Here is a 16,723-nt window from a genome sequence, read left to right as displayed (position 1 = left end):
CGGCGACGGCGCCTCCCTGTCTCGGCCACTTGCCGAACGGCGCGTGCCGAAAGCAGGAGCAGTCCATCGGCTGATTGCCCCGTCCCCTGTCCAGGAGGGCAGGGGACGGTTTCGTCGATGCGGGGCAGCGTTTTCTGCGTGCGCTCGGTTCGATCGGGGCGGCGTTTAGTGTTTCTCTTTTCTTTTCCAGACCATCATGAGTGACCTTCCGATTGCACCGCCCGTCGAGGATGCCCCCCAGACCGATACCGACGAAGGGGGCACGACGGATCGGCTGGGCGAACTGCTGCCGTACTTCGGCGAACGTCCGCCGCATGCCCAGCCCGACTGGCTGCTGGTGCATGCCATGGATCTGGATGCGCAGGGGGTGTCGCGCCGCGCCGACGGCAAGGTGATCTTCATCGACGGGGCGCTGCCCTACGAATGGGTGAGTGCCAACACCTACCGCCGCAAGAACAACTGGGAGGCGGCCACGCTCACCGCCGTGCATCGCGAGTCGTCGCAGCGCGTGCGACCTGCCTGCCCGCACTTCGGCCTGCATGCCGGCGCCTGTGGCGGATGCAAGATGCAGCATCTGCATCCCGATGCCCAGGTGGCCATGAAGCAGCGCGTGCTCGAGGACAACCTCTGGCACCTTGGCAAGTGCCGTGCGGGCATCATGCTCAGTCCCATCCATGGGCCAGACTGGGGCTATCGCTGGCGTGCACGCCTGTCGGTGCGGCATGTGATCAAGAAGGGCGAGGTGCTGATCGGCTTCCATGAGCGCAAGAGCCGCTACATTGCCGACATGCGCAGCTGCGCCATTCTGCCGCCACATGTCAGTGCGCTGCTGCTGCCCCTGCGTGCGCTCGTGGCCGGCATGGAGGCGCGTGACACCTGCCCGCAGATCGAGCTGGCCTGTGGCGATGGCGTGACTGCACTGGTGCTTCGCCACCTAGAGCCCCTGAGCGAGGCCGATCTGGCGCGGCTCCATGCCTTTGCGCGGGAGCACGCCGATGCCGGAGTGCAGTGGTGGCTGCAGCCCAAGGGCCCCGACACCGTGCACTGCATCAGCCCCGATACGCCCACCCTGAGTTACAGCCTGCCCGAATTCGGCATCACGATGCCTTTCCGCCCGACGGACTTCACGCAGGTCAATCCGCACATCAACCGCGTGCTGGTCAGCCGGGCCCTGCAATGGCTGGATGTGCAGCGCCACGAACGCATCATTGACTGGTTCTGTGGGCTGGGCAACTTCACCCTGCCGATCGCCACCCGGGCCCGCGAGGTGCTGGGCATCGAAGGCAGCGAGGCCCTGGTGCAGCGCTCGCGCGAGAACCATGCGGCCAACCAGCCAAACGCCCATGGACACGCGCTGGCACCCACACGCTTCGTGGCACGCAACCTGTTCGAGATGACCCCGGCCATGCTGGTGGCAGATGGCGCTTCGGACAAGTGGCTCGTCGATCCGCCGCGTGAAGGCGCCTTTGCGCTGGTCAAGGCTCTGGCGGACATTCACCAGCAGCGTCTGGGACGGGAAGTCGAGGGCGAGAGCAGCTATGTGGCACCTGCCGAGTGGCAGCCTCCGCAGCGCATCGTGTATGTGAGCTGCAATCCCGCCACCCTGGCACGCGACGCGGGGCTGCTTGTGCACCAGGCGGGCTATGTGCTGCGCGCGGCCGGTGTGGTGAACATGTTTCCGCACACGGCGCATGTGGAAAGCATGGCGGTGTTCGAACGGGCTGATGCCTCGCAGTCCCGTATTCCGCAGGCCATCGAATCCGTGGCCGGGGCCTGACGTCTGCTCAGTGCGAGGACAGGCCGTCGGTGGTCTGGATGCTCCCGTTGCGGGAGGTCTCCCGGCGGCCCACGCTCAGGTCGACCGTGCCATAGAGCTGTACTCCGGAGGCGCTCGATCCGGCTATGCCCAGATTGCTGCCGTTGCCTGCAGGGGAACCCAGGGCCGCATTTTCCTGGAGTGCGGAAGAGCCTGCACAGCCTGCCAGCAGCAGCATGGTCGCAGCGGCAAGCGTGGCTGCAGAAAGTCGATATCGGGAGGGGACGGTAGTGGGCGTGGACATGCAGGCTCCGGAAAAATGCACCAGGAATCAAAGGCATCAGCCTAACCGCGTCCTGCGTGACTGCAGGGGGAACAGGGCAGGCAAGCTGTGACGATTGGTGACGAAGCGTTCATGGCCGGTGGCCTGGGCATGCGATGTGCGGACATGAAAAAACCGCCTCCCGTGCAGGAGGCGGTGTGTCAGAGGGTGAGACAGGCGGTGCACCGGCCATGCCGGCTGTGCACCGGGGCTGCTCAGTCCCGGTCGCTGGTGAGGCCCAGAATGACCAGCAGGCTCTGGAACACGTTGTAGATGTCCAGATAGAGCGCCAGGGTGGCAGAGATGTAGTTGGTTTCGCCACCGTCGATGATGCGCTTGAGGTCGTAGAGCATGTACAGGCTGAAGATGCCCACGCACAGGGTGGAGAGGGCCAGCATCATGGCGCTCGATCCGAGAAACAGGTTGATGAGGCCTCCGAACAGGACCACCAGTGCTCCCACGAACAGCCATTGCCCCATGCCCGACAGGTCACGCTTGACGACGGAGGACAGCACGGCCATGACGGCGAAGACGCCGCCCGTACCGGCAAAGGCGGTCATGATCAGGCGTGCCCCGTTGGCGCGGCCGAGCACGGCGGACAGCAGAGGGGCGAGCATCAGGCCCATGAAGAAGGTGAAGCCCAGGAGCACCAGCACACCGGTACCGGACTGCTTGGTGCGCTCGATGGCGTACATGAAGCCGAAGGCACCGATCAGGAACACGGCCATGCCGAGGCCTCCCGACAGCAGCGCCATGGCGCCACTGGCCACCCCGATCCATGCGCCCAGCACGGTGGGAACCATGCTGATGGCAAGCAGCAGATAGGTGTTGCGCAGCACGCGCTGGCGGGTCGCCATGTCGGGTGCATAGGCAGATCGCCCCCAGTCGCTGCTGGCGGGGACGCCGGAAGAATTGAAACGGTTTTCCATGGAATTCCTTTGGGAAAGACGGGAGCGGGGAGAAACGGAGGCAACGCGCAGGCAGAAGATACGCGACAGGTCCATGCATTTCCGCTGTTTCCGTGACGACATGGACGGATTGATTATAGAAGCGCCCCCTGAATCGCTCGCAAGGACATGTAACACCCATCCCGGTGCCCGGCCACTCCGGGGCTGCAGAGGAATGCAGCCCCGGCAGGCTATTTGGTGAGAATGAGCTTGCCCTGTCGGGTGGACTGCAGGCGATAGGTTTCGCCTTGGTGGACGATGGTGACCGAACGCTTCCCCTGAAGCAGGGCTTCGCTGGCGATGCACCGGTCGGTGGGGGCAACAACGGTCACCGGCAAGGCGGCAGCCGGAGAGGCGGAAGAAGCGGAAGAAGCGGAAGAAGCGGAAGAAGCGGAAGAAGCGGAAGAAGCGGAAGAAGCGGAAGAAGCGGAAGAAGCGGAAGAAGCGGAAGAGGCGGAAGAGGCGGAAGAGGCGGAAGAGGCGGAAGAGGCAGGAGACGATGCCGGTGCGGCATCAGGGCGTGCAGGGCAGATCATCGGGCAGGCTCCGTGACGAATCCGACCGACGTCATGCCGCCCTCGCGCGCGGCGGCCAGGGCCTGGGCGACGGGTTCGTAGCGGGTGGCCCGGTCGGCGCGCAGTTCGATGGGGGGCTGGGGGCTGCGGTGTGCGGCCTCTGTGAGGCGGGTGCGCAGCTCCTGAGGCGATACGTGCGCATCGTTCCAGAAGGTCTGGCCGGAGGCGTCGATGGTGAGCCGAATGGCGTCTGGCTGCGGTGCGGCAGGAGCGGACTGAGCCTGCGGCAGTTCGACCCGGGTGGAGTTCTGGATCAACGGCATGGCCAGGATGAAGACGATGAGCAGCACGAGCATGACGTCGACCAGGGGCGTCATGTTGATTTCCGTCATCAGGGCGTCGTCGGTGGGGTCGGAAAGGGGCATGGACATGGCGGAACGGCAAAAGTAGACAGAGGAAAGGCGAGAGGCATGCGTGCGGCGGTCAGGCCACGCGGGCGCCCGTGACGAGGCAGGCATGCAGGTCGTGCGAGAAGCGGGCCAGGCTGGAACTGACGTGCTTGTTGGCGCGAACCAGGGTGTTGTAGCCGAGGACGGCGGGAATGGCGACGGCGAGGCCCAGAGCCGTCATGACGAGAGCTTCACCGATGGGGCCGGCAACGCGGTCGATGCTGACGGCGCCGCTGCCGCCGAGGCCCATGAGGGCGTGGTAGATGCCCCAGACTGTCCCGAACAGGCCGATGAAGGGCGCCGTGGAGCCGATGGAGGCGAGCACCGAGAGCCCGGCCTGCAGCCGTGCCACGAGACTGTCCATGCTGTGGCGCAGACACAGGCTGATCCAGTCACTTACGGGCAGGGTGTCGTGCAGTTCGGTGGATTCGGCCTGCAGGCGGTGGTGGGCGCGTGCGTCCAGCCCTGCCTGAGCCAGGGCACGGAAGGGGGTTTCGGATTCTCCGAGCAGCTGCATGCCGGCGGCCATGTCGGGACTGTGCCAGAACTGTTCGGTCCTGCGTGCCAGGCGATGACAGCGCCAGGCTTCCCAGGCCTTGCCGACCATGATGATCCAGGTCAGCAGCGACATGAGCAGCAGGACGAGCGCGACGCCCCGGGTGATGGCATCGGCCTGCAGCCAGAAGTGGGTCAGATCGAAGGAGCTGGCGGCAAGGGACGGGGTGGAAGAGGAGGCTGGGGTGGTCATGGGAAGGGTCTGGGAACAGAAAGAAGAGAGGGAAGAAGCGGCCCGCCGGGCTGACATCAGTCGAGGCGGAAGGCGATGGGGACGTCATAGTCCATGGCGGTGGCTACGCCATGGCGCTTGCCGGGCACGAAGCGCCAGCGCTGCACGGTGTCCTGTGCGGATTCATCGAGTGCGGGATAGCCGCTGGAGCGCTGTATGCGCACCTGCTGGGCGGTGCCGTCGGCTCCTACCCGTACGCGCAGCACCACGGTGCCGGATTCGCGCAGGCGCTTGCTGGCGAGGGGGTAGGGCGGACGTGGGTTGCGCAGATAACTGGCCTGGCTGGAAGGAAGTTCCAGCGAGGGCGTCGTGGAATCTGCGCTCTGTGCGGCTCCTTGCCGTGCTCCTTCTGTCTGCGTATGCGTGTGGGTCGCATCCGTGGCTGAAGCGCGGGACGCATGCGCGGGAGCAGAGTCCTGGGTGCGGGATGTGGGGCCTTCTGCGGGCGCTGTGACGTGTGCGCGTTCCGGCGTGCGGGCAGAGGCCCTGGGCACCGCGGTGGGCCTGGACACAGAGGGGCGCTGCGGGGATGGAGTCGACGTCCGGGTGGGGGCAGCAGTCTGTGGGCGTGGAGCTGGCGGCTCGGAGGAGCGTGCGGGTGTGGCTGCCTGCATGGCGACGGGGCTGCGTTCGATCCAGCGTGCCTGAAGCAGGTCCGAGGTGGGCAGGGGCTGGGGGCACTGCGGCAGGGATGCAGGGGATGCGATCCACAGCAGGCTCCCATGGATCAGCACGACTGCGGGTGCAATGAACAGATAACGACGATCGGACATGATAGAAAGGGGAGCAAGGCCAGAAGCACGGAGCGGTGGAAGATGTATCCGGGAGCGATGTGTAAATTATAAATGAGAATCAATATCAATTAAGAGAAGAGGGGTTCAAGCCTATTCCAGGTGTTCCGGACCGATGGCATCGACAGTGGCACAGCCGCACAGGGCCATGCAGGCTTCGAGCTCGTCACGCAGGGTGCGCAGCATGTGGGCCACGCCGCGCGCTCCGGCATTGGCAAGAGCGAACACCTGGGGACGCCCGATGAGCACGGCATTTGCTCCCAGCGCCAGCGCCTTGAACACATCGGTGCCACGGCGGATGCCGCCATCGACCAGCAGCGGGAAGTCCGCTCCGACGGCGGCCCGGACCTGCGGCAGCAGGCGGGAGGTGGAAGGCATGGTGTCGAGAGTGCGGCCGCCATGGTTGCTCACGATGAGGCCGTGTATGCCGAGATCCTGGGCGCGGCAGGCGTCTTGGGGGTGGGTGACGCCCTTGAGCCACAGGGGCAGGGAGGTCTGTTTCTGCAGCCATTCCACATCGGCCCAGGTCGGGGCATGGGCGGTCACGCCCTGGCACAGCCCGGCCTCGGCATGCGAAGCGGGCCAGGGACGGTTGGGCAGATCGGCCAGATGGGGTGGTTGCTTCTGGGGAGGGAGTACGAATCCGGTTCGGCGTTCTGCATCGCGCACCCCCTGGACCGGGGCATCCACCGTGAGCACGAGGGCTGCACATCCTGCCTGTTCGGCGCGGTGGATGAGTGCCAGGGTGTCGTCGCGATGGGGCTGTGCATACAGCTGGAACCATGGGGGCAGGCCGCCGGAGTCGTGCAGGCAGGCGGCCAGGGGTTCGATGGGGATGCTGGAGAGGGTGCTCACGACCATGCCGACGCCCATGGCGGCTGCCGCGCAGGCACTTGCCAGTTCGCCGTCGGGGTGGGCAAGCTGCTGATGGGCCACCGGAGCCAGCAGCAGCGGGGCGTGCAGGGTGGCGCACTGCAGCAGGGTACGGGTGTGCCCGCCCGTCAGCGACTGCAGCACGCGCGGCCGCAGCGTCAGGCTGCGCCAGCCCTGGCGGTTGGCGGCATGGGTCAGGCCATCTGCCGCAGTGCCCGCAAAATAGGCATGTGCAGCGGCGCCCAGCATGTGCTCGGCATGGCGCTCGTGGTCGTCCAGGGTGATGATGCCGGGGGGAAGAGGAGAGATGGAGGGAGGATTCCAGGAGATATGCACGGCGCAGGCGGAGATGGGAGATGACAGGGGCAGCCATGGGCAGCCAGGAGCAAGTGAAAACAGAGCAAGAATCGCCTATGTCTCTGCCCACATGCGCAGCAGGTTGTGGTAGGTGCCGGTGAGCTGGGTGGTATCGGCGCTGTCGCCATGCTGGCTGCGCAGCCGGGTGAGCGCCAGGTCGAATTCATGCAGCAGACGGCGCCGGGCATCGTCTCTCACCATGCTCTCGATCCAGAAAAAGCAGGCCAGCCGTTCGCCCCGTGTGACCGGCAGCACCTGATGCAGGCTGCTGGAAGGGTAGAGCACTGCGCTGCCGGCGGGCAGCTTGATGCGGTGCTCGCCGAAGGTGTCGGCAATCTGCAGTTCGCCACCGTCGTAGGTGTCCGGCTCGTTGAGAAAGAGGGTGCAGGACACGTCGGAGCGTACCCGCACACCCTGCGGGCCCTGGAGCACGGCGTTGTCGTAGTGAGGGCCGTAGTGGTCGCCCACGCCATGTCGATTCACCCGCGGGGGAAACACCCGACGGGGCAGCACGGCACCCAGAAAAACCGGGTGTCTCTGCAGGGCGTCGGCCACCTGCTGCCGGATGTGCTGCAGGGCAGCACTGTCGGCCGGCAGCTGGCTGTTGTGCTTGACGGTGCGGGCCAGGGACCCTGCCGTGTGGCTGCCAGCATCCCACGAGGCATCCCGCAGGTGCGTCTGGATGATGGCAAGCTGGGCAGGAGAGAGCAGGGCGTCGAGTGTCAGGATCATGGCGTGCGTGTGCCTGGAGGCAGAAAAATGCAGCGATCTGTGCGCTTGACTGGCCGGGGCCTTGGGGGCCCCGGCCCGCGCGTTCAGAACCGGTAGGTGGCGGTCAGGCTGTAGGTGCGGCCGGCACCGGCGATGTAGTGCCCGCGGTAGAGCTCCGCCGCATACAGCTTGTTGGTGGCATTGAGCAGGTTGGCGCGGAAGCTGAGATGGCTGTTGTGCCGGTATTCGGCCATCAGGTCATAGGTGGCATAGCCCGGTACCCGGATGCTGCTCAGCACCGGGGTCTGCGAGCTGCGGAAGTTCACCCCGGCTCCCACGCGCCACTGGGGGTGGACCTGGTAGGTGGTCCATACCGTGCCGCTGTGGCGGGGCGTCAGCCCCGGGCGCTCCCCTACGCGCTCGCCGGGCTGGTTCTGGCTGCAGGAACCCGTGGCCGGGCAGGCAGCAGCCTTGTCCACCTTGGCGACAGGCAGATACATGTAGGAGCCATAGACCTCCCACTGGGGCGTGATGCGGCCGCTGAGGTCGATTTCCAGTCCGGCTGCATGGCGCTGGCCGCTCAGGTTGGCCACGGGAAGGTCGGGGTCGGTGTTGCGCTCGTTGTATTTGGTGGAGTGGAACAGGGCGATCCGGCCGCCGAGCTGGCGGTCGGTGGATTCGAACTTGGCTCCGAGCTCGATGTTGCGGCTTTTCTCGGGCGGGACGGAAGCGGTGGAGGCGCTCAGCGAATAGGCATCGCCCGAGGTGTTGAAGGACGTGCCATACGACAGATAGTAGGTCTGGTTGGCGGTGGGCTGGTAGAGCAGCCCGGCGCGCTGGCTCCACTCGGACACCTTCATGCGGTACGAGCTCGTGGCACCGGACAGGCTGTAGGTGTCGTAGTCACCGTGCAGCCAGTCGTAGCGCAGGCCCCCCACCACTTTCCAGGCCGGTGCGATCTGCACCACATCCTGCACATAGGCTCCCAGCCCTGTCGAACGGTAGTGTCCGGAGCGATACAGCGTGCGTGCGGCTTCATCGACCCATGCGCCATCGTCGGGACTGCCGACCGTGGTGGAGGGCTTGGTGCCTGTGCTGGTGGGGGTGTAGCTGTCCTTGGTTTCGCGCGAAAAGTCCACACCGGCCGTGATCGTATGCTCCAGTCCGCCCCACTGGAACTGGCCGGTGTAGTCGCTCTGGAGCTGCAGGGTGTCCACGTCCTGGATCTTGTACTTGGGCGAACGGGTCAGCACCGTGTCGGCCGAAAGCGTGGCGTCGGTCACTCCGCTGGCGAGCCGCATCGCACTGGCCCGTACATCGCGCGAGAAACGGCCGGCCCGCAGGCGGGTGACGATCTCTCCGCCCGTGTCGAATCGGTGGGTATGCGACAGTCCTGCCAGCGTCGCGCGACTGTGGTTGTAGTCGCTTGCCATGGCATAGTTGGCATCCGGCGAGACCGGGAGCAGCTGCCGCTCGGACGAGGAGGAGGCAGCCCCCGCCGGCGTGAGGTAGGGCACGCCGTAATTGATGCCGTTCTGGTTGTCGAGGTGGTAGAGGCTCACCAGAAATTCATCGCGCATGCCGATACCCCAGGCATAGGAGGCGGCCAGACCCTTGCGCTCCTCGCGGGCGCCGATGCCATTGCTTGCCGCATGGTCGGAAAGGGCATTGATGCGCAGGGCCTGGGTATCGCCTGTCTGGATGTTGAAGTCGCCGGTGAGACGCAGGCGCTGTCCATTGCCCACCGTGGCCGACACCTCGTAGTCGTCGAGCGGACGCGGGGTCTTGCTCACCTGGTTGACCGCACCGCCAGTGGAGCCGCGGCCGAACAGCATGGAGGCCGAGCCGCGCAGAACCTCCACCTGGTCGAGATTGAAGGTGTCGCGGTCGTAGAAGGCGGGATCGCGCATGCCGTCCAGAAACAGGTCTCCGCTGGCAGCCAGGGAGAACCCCCGCAGGCGGATGTCCTCTTCGCCCGTTTCGCCGGCCTGGAAGGTGACGCCAGCCGTTTCCTGAAGCGCTTCCTTGACCGTGGCGATGCGGCGGTCGTCCATCAGCTTTTCGGTCACCACGGTCACCGATTGCGGAATGTCCTTGAGGGCCTGCTTGCCCTTGCCGATGCGTGCGGTGGTGGCATGGATGGTGTCCTTGCCCTCGGGTTCGGGGGCCTTCTCGCGCACTTCGACCGTGGGCAGGGTGCCGTCGACCGATTCGGTTCGTACATCCTGGGCCCATGCGGCCGTGCCCAGAGTTCCCAGCAGCAAAGCGGCACCGAGGGGCATCACGGGCAGCCCGGTGCTGCCGCCAGCTGCTGCACCGCAAGCGGAGGAGGCACTCCTCCCGGCAGACAGAGAAAGGGTCGACGGAGCAGCAGCAGGGGGGACGACGGCAGAGGAGCGGGATGTGCGGCGGGAACGGGCAGAAAAAGTCATGGAATCAGAACAAGGCAATGGCGGAGAAATCGCTGGCTATGTCTGTCCATGGGCATCCTGCCGGGAACGTCTGCCGTGCGGCAGATGCATCCCGATGCTTGCGGCAGTGTGGCTGGCTGTGCAAGGGACGATGCGATCTGAAATCGACACCGCCTTGCAGGCCATTATAGGGTATGAATAAAAATCATTCTCATTTGTGTGGTGCGTGCAGCACACCTTTTCCTGCGTGGGGCATGGAGCGGAAGCACATTCTTCGCAGAAGCAACGCGGAAGACGTGGGCAAAAGCCGAACTATCCCCAGCGGCGCAGCCACTGCATGAGCCGCTCGAACCGTGTGCCGTAGGGCGGCGTGAGCCAGCGCGTGCCGCTCCAGCGCGATTGGGTGAACACGGGCTTTTCCTTGCTGAAGGCGCGGAATCCCCACTCTCCGTGGTAGGCGCCCATGCCGCTTGCCCCCACGCCGCCGAAGGGCTGCGACTCCTGGGTGAGGTGGTAGAGGCAATCGTTGATCGTCACCCCTCCGGCCAGGGTGGATTCCAGGATCTTGTCCTGGGTCGTGCGATCCTGCCCGAACCAGTACAGGGCCAGCGGGTGGTCGCCCTGACGCACGCGGTCAATGGCCTGGTCCACGTTGTCGTAGATGAGCACAGGGAGAATGGGGCCGAAGATCTCTTCCTGCATCACGCGCATCTCTGGCTGAGCGTTCAGCACCAGACAGGGGGCGAGCTTGCGCATGCCGCTGTCGGTCTCGCCAATGGGCACCACCCTCGCACCCCGATCGTGGGCATCCTGCAGCAGATCGACCAGGCGGGTGAAATGGCGGGCGCTGATGATGCTGGTGTAGTCGGGATTGTCTCCCAGCGTGGGATAGAGCGCGTGCACTGCCGCCGTGTAGGCCTCGACAAAGGCCTCGTGCTGGCTGCGGTGTACCAGCACGTAGTCGGGCGCCACGCAGGTCTGTCCGGCATTGAGCAGCTTGCCCACGGCGATGCGGTGCGCGGCATGGGCCATGTCGGCCGTGGTATCGATGATGGCCGGGGACTTCCCTCCCAGCTCCAGCGTCACGGGCGTGAGGTGGGAGGCGGCCGCCTCGGCCACGACACGCCCCACGGCGGTGGAGCCGGTGAACAGCAGATGGTCAAAGGGCAGCTGCGTGAAGGCCTTGCCGATCTCGGCATCTCCCGGCACCACCACCAGCTCGCTCGTGGCAAAGAACTTGGCCACGGCCTGCTGCAGGGCCTCGGAAAACCGGGGGGTCAGCTCGGACGGCTTGATCATCACCCGGTTGCCTGCGGCCAGCGCGGCCAGCGCGGGCGACAGCGCCAGCTGCAGGGGATAGTTCCAGGGCGACACCACACCCACCACCCCCAGGGGCTGGCGCATGAGGTGGTTGCTGGCAGGCCAGTAACTCAGGGCTGTGGGCATGCGGCGGGGCTTCATCCAGCGTGCCAGCTTGCGGCGGGTATGCCGGATTTCCAGCTGCACGACCAGCAACTCGGCCATGCGCGTTTCCTGTGCACTGCGGTAGCCGAAGTCATCGGAAATGGTCTGGATGAACACATCGGAGTGCTGATCCAGCATGCGCTGCAGGCGGTCGAGCAGGTCGAGTCGTGCTGCCAGATCAGGGTACGGACGTGCGTGGTGCGCCTCCTGCTGCTGTGCGAGCAGCAGCTGCAGATATTCGAAATGGCTGTGGGGGAGGGCAGGGGACTCTTGCATGTCGGGTGACAGGGCGGAAAAGGGGCGATGGACGCGAAGGGATTTTTCAAGTGTAAGCGTCGGCCACGCATCGCGTCATGCCCGAAACGATTCGAGCTGTGACAAGGTGTGGGCGGGTTCTGCCATGCAGAGGCGGCCTGCCTCAGGAAGAGCGGTAGGGCACCGCAGTGGGGGCGCTGGCCTGAATCGTTTTGCAGCGAAGCAGTGCGGCAGTGCGTCAGACGGACAGCCAGTCGCTGCCGTGTGCGGCATCGGCCAGCATGATGTCGTCGACTGTGCGCCCGAGGGCCTCGGCCAGTGCGGCGGAGGCCAGATCAGGGCGGTTGTTGCGTTCGCTCAGGTGGCCGGCGAGCACCTGGCCCAGCCTGGCGTGCTGCAGCAGGCGCGCCAGTCCGGCCGAGGCGGCGTTGCTCAGGTGCCCGAAGTCGCCAGACACCCGTGCCTTGAGAAAAGGCGGGTAGCGGGAGGCTGCCAGCAGATCGGGGTCGTGATTGGCTTCGATCAGCAATGCATCGCATCCCTGCAGCATCTCCACCACATGCGCGCTGGCATGGCCCAGATCCGTCACGATGCCGAGCAGACGGTCCCCGTCGGTGCAGCGCAGCTGGAGCGGCTCGCGTGCGTCATGCGGCACGGTGAAGGGAGTGCACTCCAGTGCTCCCACGCACAGAGGGGAGCCATCGCGCGCCATGTGCAGCAGCTCTCCGAGTTCAGGCTGCCCGATGCCCACATGGGTGCCCCGGCTCATCCACAGGGGAATGCCGTGGCGCTGGGCAAAGGCTACGCCGCAGCCAATGTGGTCGCTGTGCTCATGGGTGATGAACAGGGCGTCGATCTGTCCGGGCTCCACGCCGGCCTGCTGCAGGCGCAGCGTGAGCTTGCGCTGCGACATGCCGCAATCGATGAGCAGATGGCTGGTGCGCAGGCCCTCGCGGGCTTCCACCAGAGTGGCATTGCCGGCACTGCCGCTGCCGAGGCTCTTGAATCGGATGGACACGGGAAAAGAAAAGCCGAAACGAAAAATGAAAACAAAGCACAGGAGGTGCTGCTGCTCCCCCTCTGACGTCTGGAATCAGGGGCCTGAAGCGCCACAGCCTCCTGCGTCTCCGTGTGCGGAGACATGCCAGGAGGCTGTGCGGGATCCCAGCCCGTCAGGCGGGCAGCGGCAACAGAGGCTTACATCTGGCGCAGATCGTCAGCCAGCACCTGCAGGATGTGGTTGCCGTCGCGCGCAGGAGCCGCATTGCCCTGGGCATCGTAGACACGCACCATGACGCGGCCCCCCTGGGGCTGTACGCGGACCTGGTAATGCACGGACTGGGTTTCGGGCGCCTTCTTGAACAGGCGGGTCAGGACGCCGGGCTTCTTGGCGTCGGGTGCCACCAGCGGCACGTAGCGGACATCGTAGACACCTGCCTTCTGGTCACGGCCTTCCACGCTGAATCCGGTACGGTCGAGCGAGAGGCCGACACGGCGCCAGGCGCGTTCGAAGTCTTCCGACAGCACCAGTGCATCGCCTTCGATGGCGACACCGCTGGCCGCGGCCGCTGCTGCAGCAGGGGAGGCCGACGGGGCTGTCGCCGCCTTGGCAGGGACATGCGGATTGGCCTGGACCATGGCAGCTGCACGCTCCTTGGACACGCCGAGCGCGACCATCAGGCGGCGCAGGAATTCGTCTTCCAGCTCGGGGTTGACCGGGCGCGGCTGCCAGCGGGTGGCCGACTTGTCGTTGGTGCTGTAGACCTCTTCCATGCCACGGTGGCTGATGAAGATGTCCGTGCCGCCCTGGGCATTGCGTTCGAGCCGCGTCCGGAAGCGGTCGAGCTCACCAGTGGAGTAGAGCGCATCGAACATCTTGCCGAGCGTGGAACGGATGATGTCCTGGGGCAGCTTGGCACGGTTTTCGGCCCAGTCGGTTTCCATGATGCCCAGCCGCTGGTTGTCGGTGGTCAGCACGAAGCCGTTGTTTTCCCAGAAGGTGCGTACCGCGTTCCAGATCTGGGCGGGAGGCCGGTTGACGGAGAGCCAGCGCTGGTTGCCGTCGCGCTTGATCTGCACGTCGCCCACGGCATTGACGGCCGTTTCAGGCTGGGCCTGCCCGGCGGTCTGGTCCTTCTGGTAGGCCGCAGCCGAAGTGGCTTCGCCGGGGATGCTGAAGTGTCCGTCGCTGGAGAGCTTGGTCAGGTCGGGCGGCACTTCGAGTGCATTGCCGCGCTGCGCGGACTTGTAGTCCACTTCAGTGGTCGTGGTGGTGGAGCACGCGGCGAGCGCGAGGGCCGTACCCAGCACGGACAGTTTGAACAGGGTTTTCACGTCGGGAGGTTCCTTGGTTATGCCAGTAGAGATCGGACGCAACGGGAATGGCAGTCGGAAAGAAGAGAAGAGGGCGGATCAGAGCAGGCCGGAAGCCTTGAGCGCGGCTTCGACGATGGGCTGATGCGCCAGAGTCAGCTGGGTCATGGGCAGGCGCAGTTCGGGGCCGCACAGACCCAGGCGGGCAGCTGCCCACTTCACGGGGATCGGATTGGCCTCGATGAACAGGTGCTTGTGCAGGGGCATGAGCTGGAACTGGATGCGCATGGCGGTGTCGCGGTCGCCGGCAATGGCGGCAGCACACAGCTCGTGCATGAGCCTGGGTGCCAGGTTGGCAGTGACGCTGATGTTGCCCTGTCCGCCGCAGAGCATCAGGGCGACGGCGGTGGGATCGTCTCCGGAATACACGGCAAAGCCTTCGGGCACATCGCGGATGAGCCATTGCGCACGGCCGATGTCGCCCGTGGCTTCCTTGACACCGACCACGCCGGGGATCTCGGCCAGGCGCAGCACGGTGTCGTGCTCCATGTTGGCCATGGTGCGGCCGGGCACGTTGTAGAGGATCATGGGCAGATCGCCGACGGCCTCGGCAATGGCCTTGAAATGCTGGAACTGGCCTTCCTGGGTGGGCTTGTTGTAGTAGGGCACGACCTGCAGCTGGCAGTCGGCTCCCACGGCCTGCGCGCGGCGGGCGAGCTCGATGGCCTCGGAGGTGGAGTTGGCACCGCAGCCGGCCATGATGGGCACGTGACGGTCGGGATGCTGGCGCACCTGCTCGACAGCCACGCGGATGATCTCGACATGCTCGTCGACATTGACCGTGGGCGATTCGCCTGTGGTGCCCACCACGCTGATGCAGTCGGTGCCCTGTTCCACATGCCAGTCCACCAGCTTGCGCAGCGTGTCGTAATCGACACTGCCGTCGGCATGGAAGGGGGTAATCAGCGCAACAATGCTGCCTGTGATCGGTTGCATGAAGAAAATTCCTGTGAGTGGATCCGTGCGTCCTGCTCTGGATCGGCACCATCGCGAATGGTTCCCGCCGCTGCGAGCATCCGGCGCAAAACTATCATTGTATCCAGCATGGTGCCACAGTCCCAGAGGAAAAACCGCGGCGGCAGAGGCCGATCGGTTACGGCTCGTTTCCGGCCTCCGTTTGCAGTTATCGGCTGTTGGGAAGAACGGTGCAGCTCCACACGAAGTCGCTCATGGTGACCATGAAATCAGGCCTCAGATAAAGCATGAACACGGCCAGAAGCACTCCCACGGCAAGCAGGCGCAGGGCCAGGCGGGTCCATCGGGACATGACGGCACGCCTCAGGCTGAGGGCTGCACGCGGGGCGCGCGCACGAGCGGAGCCTCCCGGATGGGCAGGTTCACCAGTGCGGCCAGCACACCGAGCGCAATGGAGATCAGCCACACGATCTGGTAGCTGCCGGTGCGGTCGTAGAGTTCGCCTCCCAGCCATACGCCCAGAAAGGAACCGATCTGGTGGCTGAAGAAAGCCATGCCTCCCAGCATGGACAGATGCTCCACCCCGAAGATCTGGGCCACCAGCGCGTTGGTGGGCGGAACGGTCGACAGCCACAGAAACCCGATCACGGCCGCGAACACGTATACGCTGGCCGCCGACAGCGGCACCAGCAGGAAGATGGTGATCGCCACCGCCCGCGAGAAATAGATGCACGCGAGGATATGCCGCTTGGCCATGCGCTGGCCCAGCGAGCCGGAGAGATAGGTGCCGAACACGTTGAACAGGCCGATCAGGGCGAGCGCATAGCTCGCCACCTGGGGCGGCAGCCCGTGGTCACGCAGGTAGCTGGGCATGTGCACCCCAATGAACACGACCTGGAAGCCACACACAAAGTATCCCGCCATGAGCAGCAGGAAGCCTGGCGTGCGGAAGGCCTCGGCCAGTGCCTGGCCGGCGGTCTGCGCGCGTGCAGCGACTGCTCCGGAACGCAGCCGTGGCTCGTGCAGGCCCAGAGCAAGTGGAGCCATCAGCAGCGCGGCCGCGCCGAGCCAGAAGAGGGAGGCCTGCCAGCCGAGCCGGTCGATCATCCAGCCTTCGACGGGGACCATGAGAAACTGCCCGAAGGAGCCTGCCGCTGCCGTGATGCCCATGGCCCAGGAGCGGGTTTCGGCCGTGACGTTGCGGCCAATCACGCCATAGACCACCGCATAGGTGGTGGCCGACTGCGCCGTGCCGAGCAGCACACCGGCTGTGAGAGACAGCATGGCGGGAGTGTCCGACCATGCCATGCCTGCCAGGCCGGCGGCATACAGCACAGCGCCCCCTGCAAGCACGCGGAAGGCGCCGAAACGGTCCGCCAGCATGCCGGCGAAGATGCCCGTCACGCCCCAGGAGATGTTCTGGATGGCCAGGGCGAGCGAAAAGTCTGCGCGCGTCCAGCCGTGCGCCTGGGTCATGGGCTGGAGCCACAGGCCGAAACCGTGCCGGATGCCCATCGACAGTGTCACGATGAGGGCGCTGCAGGCCAGCAGCTGCACCAGCGGCAGGGCAGGGCGAGGCGAGGGAGAGGCTGAGACAAGAGGAGTCGGCGAGGTCATAAGCAGGGGCAGATGGCCTGTGCCCCCATCGGATCGTGGGCCGCCGGCACAGGAAAGGAAAAAACGGAAGGATGCAGAAACTCCTGCAGCCAAGGCAGAGCATACCGCGAGGAAGGCGCGGCCATCATCCGTGACCGGCTGGACTGCCATGCCGGCTTGTGAGGCGCGCATCTCGGCTGC

The 16,723-nt window shown here is 65.6% G+C and carries 16 protein-coding genes; 1 reads left to right on the top strand and 15 read right to left on the bottom strand.

Translation table 11 applies throughout. The annotated features are described in order from the left end of the window. Nucleotides 1-196: 196 nt before the first annotated feature. Entirely contained in the window at nucleotides 197-1,777 is a 1,581-nt protein-coding gene (gene rlmD / locus ACE3P9_RS01160; protein ID WP_374491116.1) for a 23S rRNA (uracil(1939)-C(5))-methyltransferase RlmD, read from the top strand. 7 nt (nucleotides 1,778-1,784) lie between these two features. Here rlmD and ACE3P9_RS01155 read toward each other — a convergent pair whose 3' ends face one another. The 15 genes from ACE3P9_RS01155 to ACE3P9_RS01085 all read right to left on the bottom strand — a co-directional run bounded on the left by ACE3P9_RS01155 (nucleotide 1,785) and on the right by ACE3P9_RS01085 (nucleotide 16,543). Continuing rightward, the gene (locus tag ACE3P9_RS01155; protein ID WP_374491114.1) at nucleotides 1,785-2,060 is read right to left on the bottom strand and encodes a hypothetical protein; all 276 of its coding nucleotides are present in this window, start codon (nucleotides 2,058-2,060) and stop codon (nucleotides 1,785-1,787) included. Between the two features lie 233 nt (nucleotides 2,061-2,293). Beyond that, the gene (locus ACE3P9_RS01150) at nucleotides 2,294-3,007 is read right to left on the bottom strand and encodes a Bax inhibitor-1 family protein (RefSeq protein WP_374491112.1); all 714 of its coding nucleotides are present in this window, start codon (nucleotides 3,005-3,007) and stop codon (nucleotides 2,294-2,296) included. Between the two features lie 209 nt (nucleotides 3,008-3,216). Next, nucleotides 3,217-3,561, bottom strand: coding sequence for a hemin uptake protein HemP (hemP, locus tag ACE3P9_RS01145; protein ID WP_374491110.1), 345 nt, complete (start codon nucleotides 3,559-3,561; stop codon nucleotides 3,217-3,219). Further along, nucleotides 3,558-3,971 (bottom strand): ExbD/TolR family protein, encoded by a 414-nt coding sequence (locus tag ACE3P9_RS01140; RefSeq protein WP_374491107.1) that lies wholly within the window; start codon nucleotides 3,969-3,971, stop codon nucleotides 3,558-3,560. Before ACE3P9_RS01140 ends, hemP begins: the two co-directional genes overlap by 4 nt. 52 nt (nucleotides 3,972-4,023) lie before the next feature. Beyond that, nucleotides 4,024-4,737 (bottom strand): MotA/TolQ/ExbB proton channel family protein, encoded by a 714-nt coding sequence (locus ACE3P9_RS01135; protein WP_374491104.1) that lies wholly within the window; start codon nucleotides 4,735-4,737, stop codon nucleotides 4,024-4,026. Between the two features lie 56 nt (nucleotides 4,738-4,793). Next, nucleotides 4,794-5,549 (bottom strand): TonB family protein, encoded by a 756-nt coding sequence (locus ACE3P9_RS01130; protein WP_374491102.1) that lies wholly within the window; start codon nucleotides 5,547-5,549, stop codon nucleotides 4,794-4,796. Between the two features lie 111 nt (nucleotides 5,550-5,660). Next, on the bottom strand, nucleotides 5,661-6,776 hold the full coding sequence (locus tag ACE3P9_RS01125) for an alpha-hydroxy acid oxidase (RefSeq protein ID WP_374491099.1): 1,116 nt from the start codon (nucleotides 6,774-6,776) through the stop codon (nucleotides 5,661-5,663). 75 nt (nucleotides 6,777-6,851) lie between these two features. Then, on the bottom strand, nucleotides 6,852-7,529 hold the full coding sequence (locus ACE3P9_RS01120) for a Fe2+-dependent dioxygenase (RefSeq protein ID WP_374491097.1): 678 nt from the start codon (nucleotides 7,527-7,529) through the stop codon (nucleotides 6,852-6,854). An 83-nt stretch (nucleotides 7,530-7,612) separates the two neighbouring features. Next, nucleotides 7,613-9,790, bottom strand: a complete 2,178-nt coding sequence (locus tag ACE3P9_RS01115) for a TonB-dependent receptor (protein WP_374491650.1) — start codon at nucleotides 9,788-9,790, stop codon at nucleotides 7,613-7,615. A gap of 441 nt (nucleotides 9,791-10,231) precedes the next feature. After that, nucleotides 10,232-11,659 (bottom strand): coniferyl aldehyde dehydrogenase, encoded by a 1,428-nt coding sequence (locus tag ACE3P9_RS01110; RefSeq protein ID WP_374491095.1) that lies wholly within the window; start codon nucleotides 11,657-11,659, stop codon nucleotides 10,232-10,234. 217 nt (nucleotides 11,660-11,876) lie between these two features. Continuing rightward, nucleotides 11,877-12,656 carry an MBL fold metallo-hydrolase gene (locus tag ACE3P9_RS01105; RefSeq protein WP_374491093.1) on the bottom strand — a complete coding sequence of 260 codons (780 nt, stop codon included), beginning with the start codon at nucleotides 12,654-12,656 and terminating at the stop codon, nucleotides 11,877-11,879. A 179-nt stretch (nucleotides 12,657-12,835) separates the two neighbouring features. Then, nucleotides 12,836-13,972, bottom strand: a complete 1,137-nt coding sequence (gene bamC / locus ACE3P9_RS01100; protein ID WP_374491090.1) for an outer membrane protein assembly factor BamC — start codon at nucleotides 13,970-13,972, stop codon at nucleotides 12,836-12,838. Between the two features lie 78 nt (nucleotides 13,973-14,050). Beyond that, nucleotides 14,051-14,947, bottom strand: coding sequence for a 4-hydroxy-tetrahydrodipicolinate synthase (dapA, locus tag ACE3P9_RS01095; protein WP_374491088.1), 897 nt, complete (start codon nucleotides 14,945-14,947; stop codon nucleotides 14,051-14,053). Between the two features lie 187 nt (nucleotides 14,948-15,134). Then, complete coding sequence (locus ACE3P9_RS01090; protein ID WP_374491086.1) at nucleotides 15,135-15,278, bottom strand: hypothetical protein; 144 nt, start codon at nucleotides 15,276-15,278, stop codon at nucleotides 15,135-15,137. Nucleotides 15,279-15,289: 11 nt separating this feature from the next. Further along, a complete protein-coding gene (locus ACE3P9_RS01085) occupies nucleotides 15,290-16,543 on the bottom strand; it encodes an MFS transporter (protein ID WP_374491084.1) in 1,254 nt (417 codons plus the stop codon). Nucleotides 16,544-16,723 lie beyond the last annotated feature (180 nt).

The organism is Allobrachymonas sp. (assembly GCF_041912815.1).
GTDB lineage: Bacteria > Pseudomonadota > Gammaproteobacteria > Burkholderiales > Burkholderiaceae_C > Brachymonas.
Note: the sequence above shows the minus strand (reverse complement) of the source record. Positions and strands in the feature narration are given on the sequence as shown.

Excerpts from the sequence above, each read along its gene's own strand:
- ACE3P9_RS01140 (WP_374491107.1), bottom strand. The coding sequence starts at position 3,971 with ATGTCCATGCCCCTTTCCGACCCCACCGACGACGCCCTGATGACGGAA.
- dapA (WP_374491088.1), bottom strand. The coding sequence starts at position 14,947 with ATGCAACCGATCACAGGCAGCATTGTTGCGCTGATTACCCCCTTCCAT.
- ACE3P9_RS01115 (WP_374491650.1), bottom strand. The coding sequence starts at position 9,790 with ATGCCCCTCGGTGCCGCTTTGCTGCTGGGAACTCTGGGCACGGCCGCA.
- ACE3P9_RS01130 (WP_374491102.1), bottom strand. The coding sequence starts at position 5,549 with ATGTCCGATCGTCGTTATCTGTTCATTGCACCCGCAGTCGTGCTGATC.
- hemP (WP_374491110.1), bottom strand. The coding sequence starts at position 3,561 with ATGATCTGCCCTGCACGCCCTGATGCCGCACCGGCATCGTCTCCTGCC.
- rlmD (WP_374491116.1), top strand. The coding sequence starts at position 197 with ATGAGTGACCTTCCGATTGCACCGCCCGTCGAGGATGCCCCCCAGACC.
- ACE3P9_RS01135 (WP_374491104.1), bottom strand. The coding sequence starts at position 4,737 with ATGACCACCCCAGCCTCCTCTTCCACCCCGTCCCTTGCCGCCAGCTCC.
- ACE3P9_RS01150 (WP_374491112.1), bottom strand. The coding sequence starts at position 3,007 with ATGGAAAACCGTTTCAATTCTTCCGGCGTCCCCGCCAGCAGCGACTGG.
- ACE3P9_RS01085 (WP_374491084.1), bottom strand. The coding sequence starts at position 16,543 with ATGACCTCGCCGACTCCTCTTGTCTCAGCCTCTCCCTCGCCTCGCCCT.
- ACE3P9_RS01120 (WP_374491097.1), bottom strand. The coding sequence starts at position 7,529 with ATGATCCTGACACTCGACGCCCTGCTCTCTCCTGCCCAGCTTGCCATC.
- ACE3P9_RS01155 (WP_374491114.1), bottom strand. The coding sequence starts at position 2,060 with ATGTCCACGCCCACTACCGTCCCCTCCCGATATCGACTTTCTGCAGCC.
- ACE3P9_RS01110 (WP_374491095.1), bottom strand. The coding sequence starts at position 11,659 with ATGCAAGAGTCCCCTGCCCTCCCCCACAGCCATTTCGAATATCTGCAG.
- ACE3P9_RS01090 (WP_374491086.1), bottom strand. The coding sequence starts at position 15,278 with ATGTCCCGATGGACCCGCCTGGCCCTGCGCCTGCTTGCCGTGGGAGTG.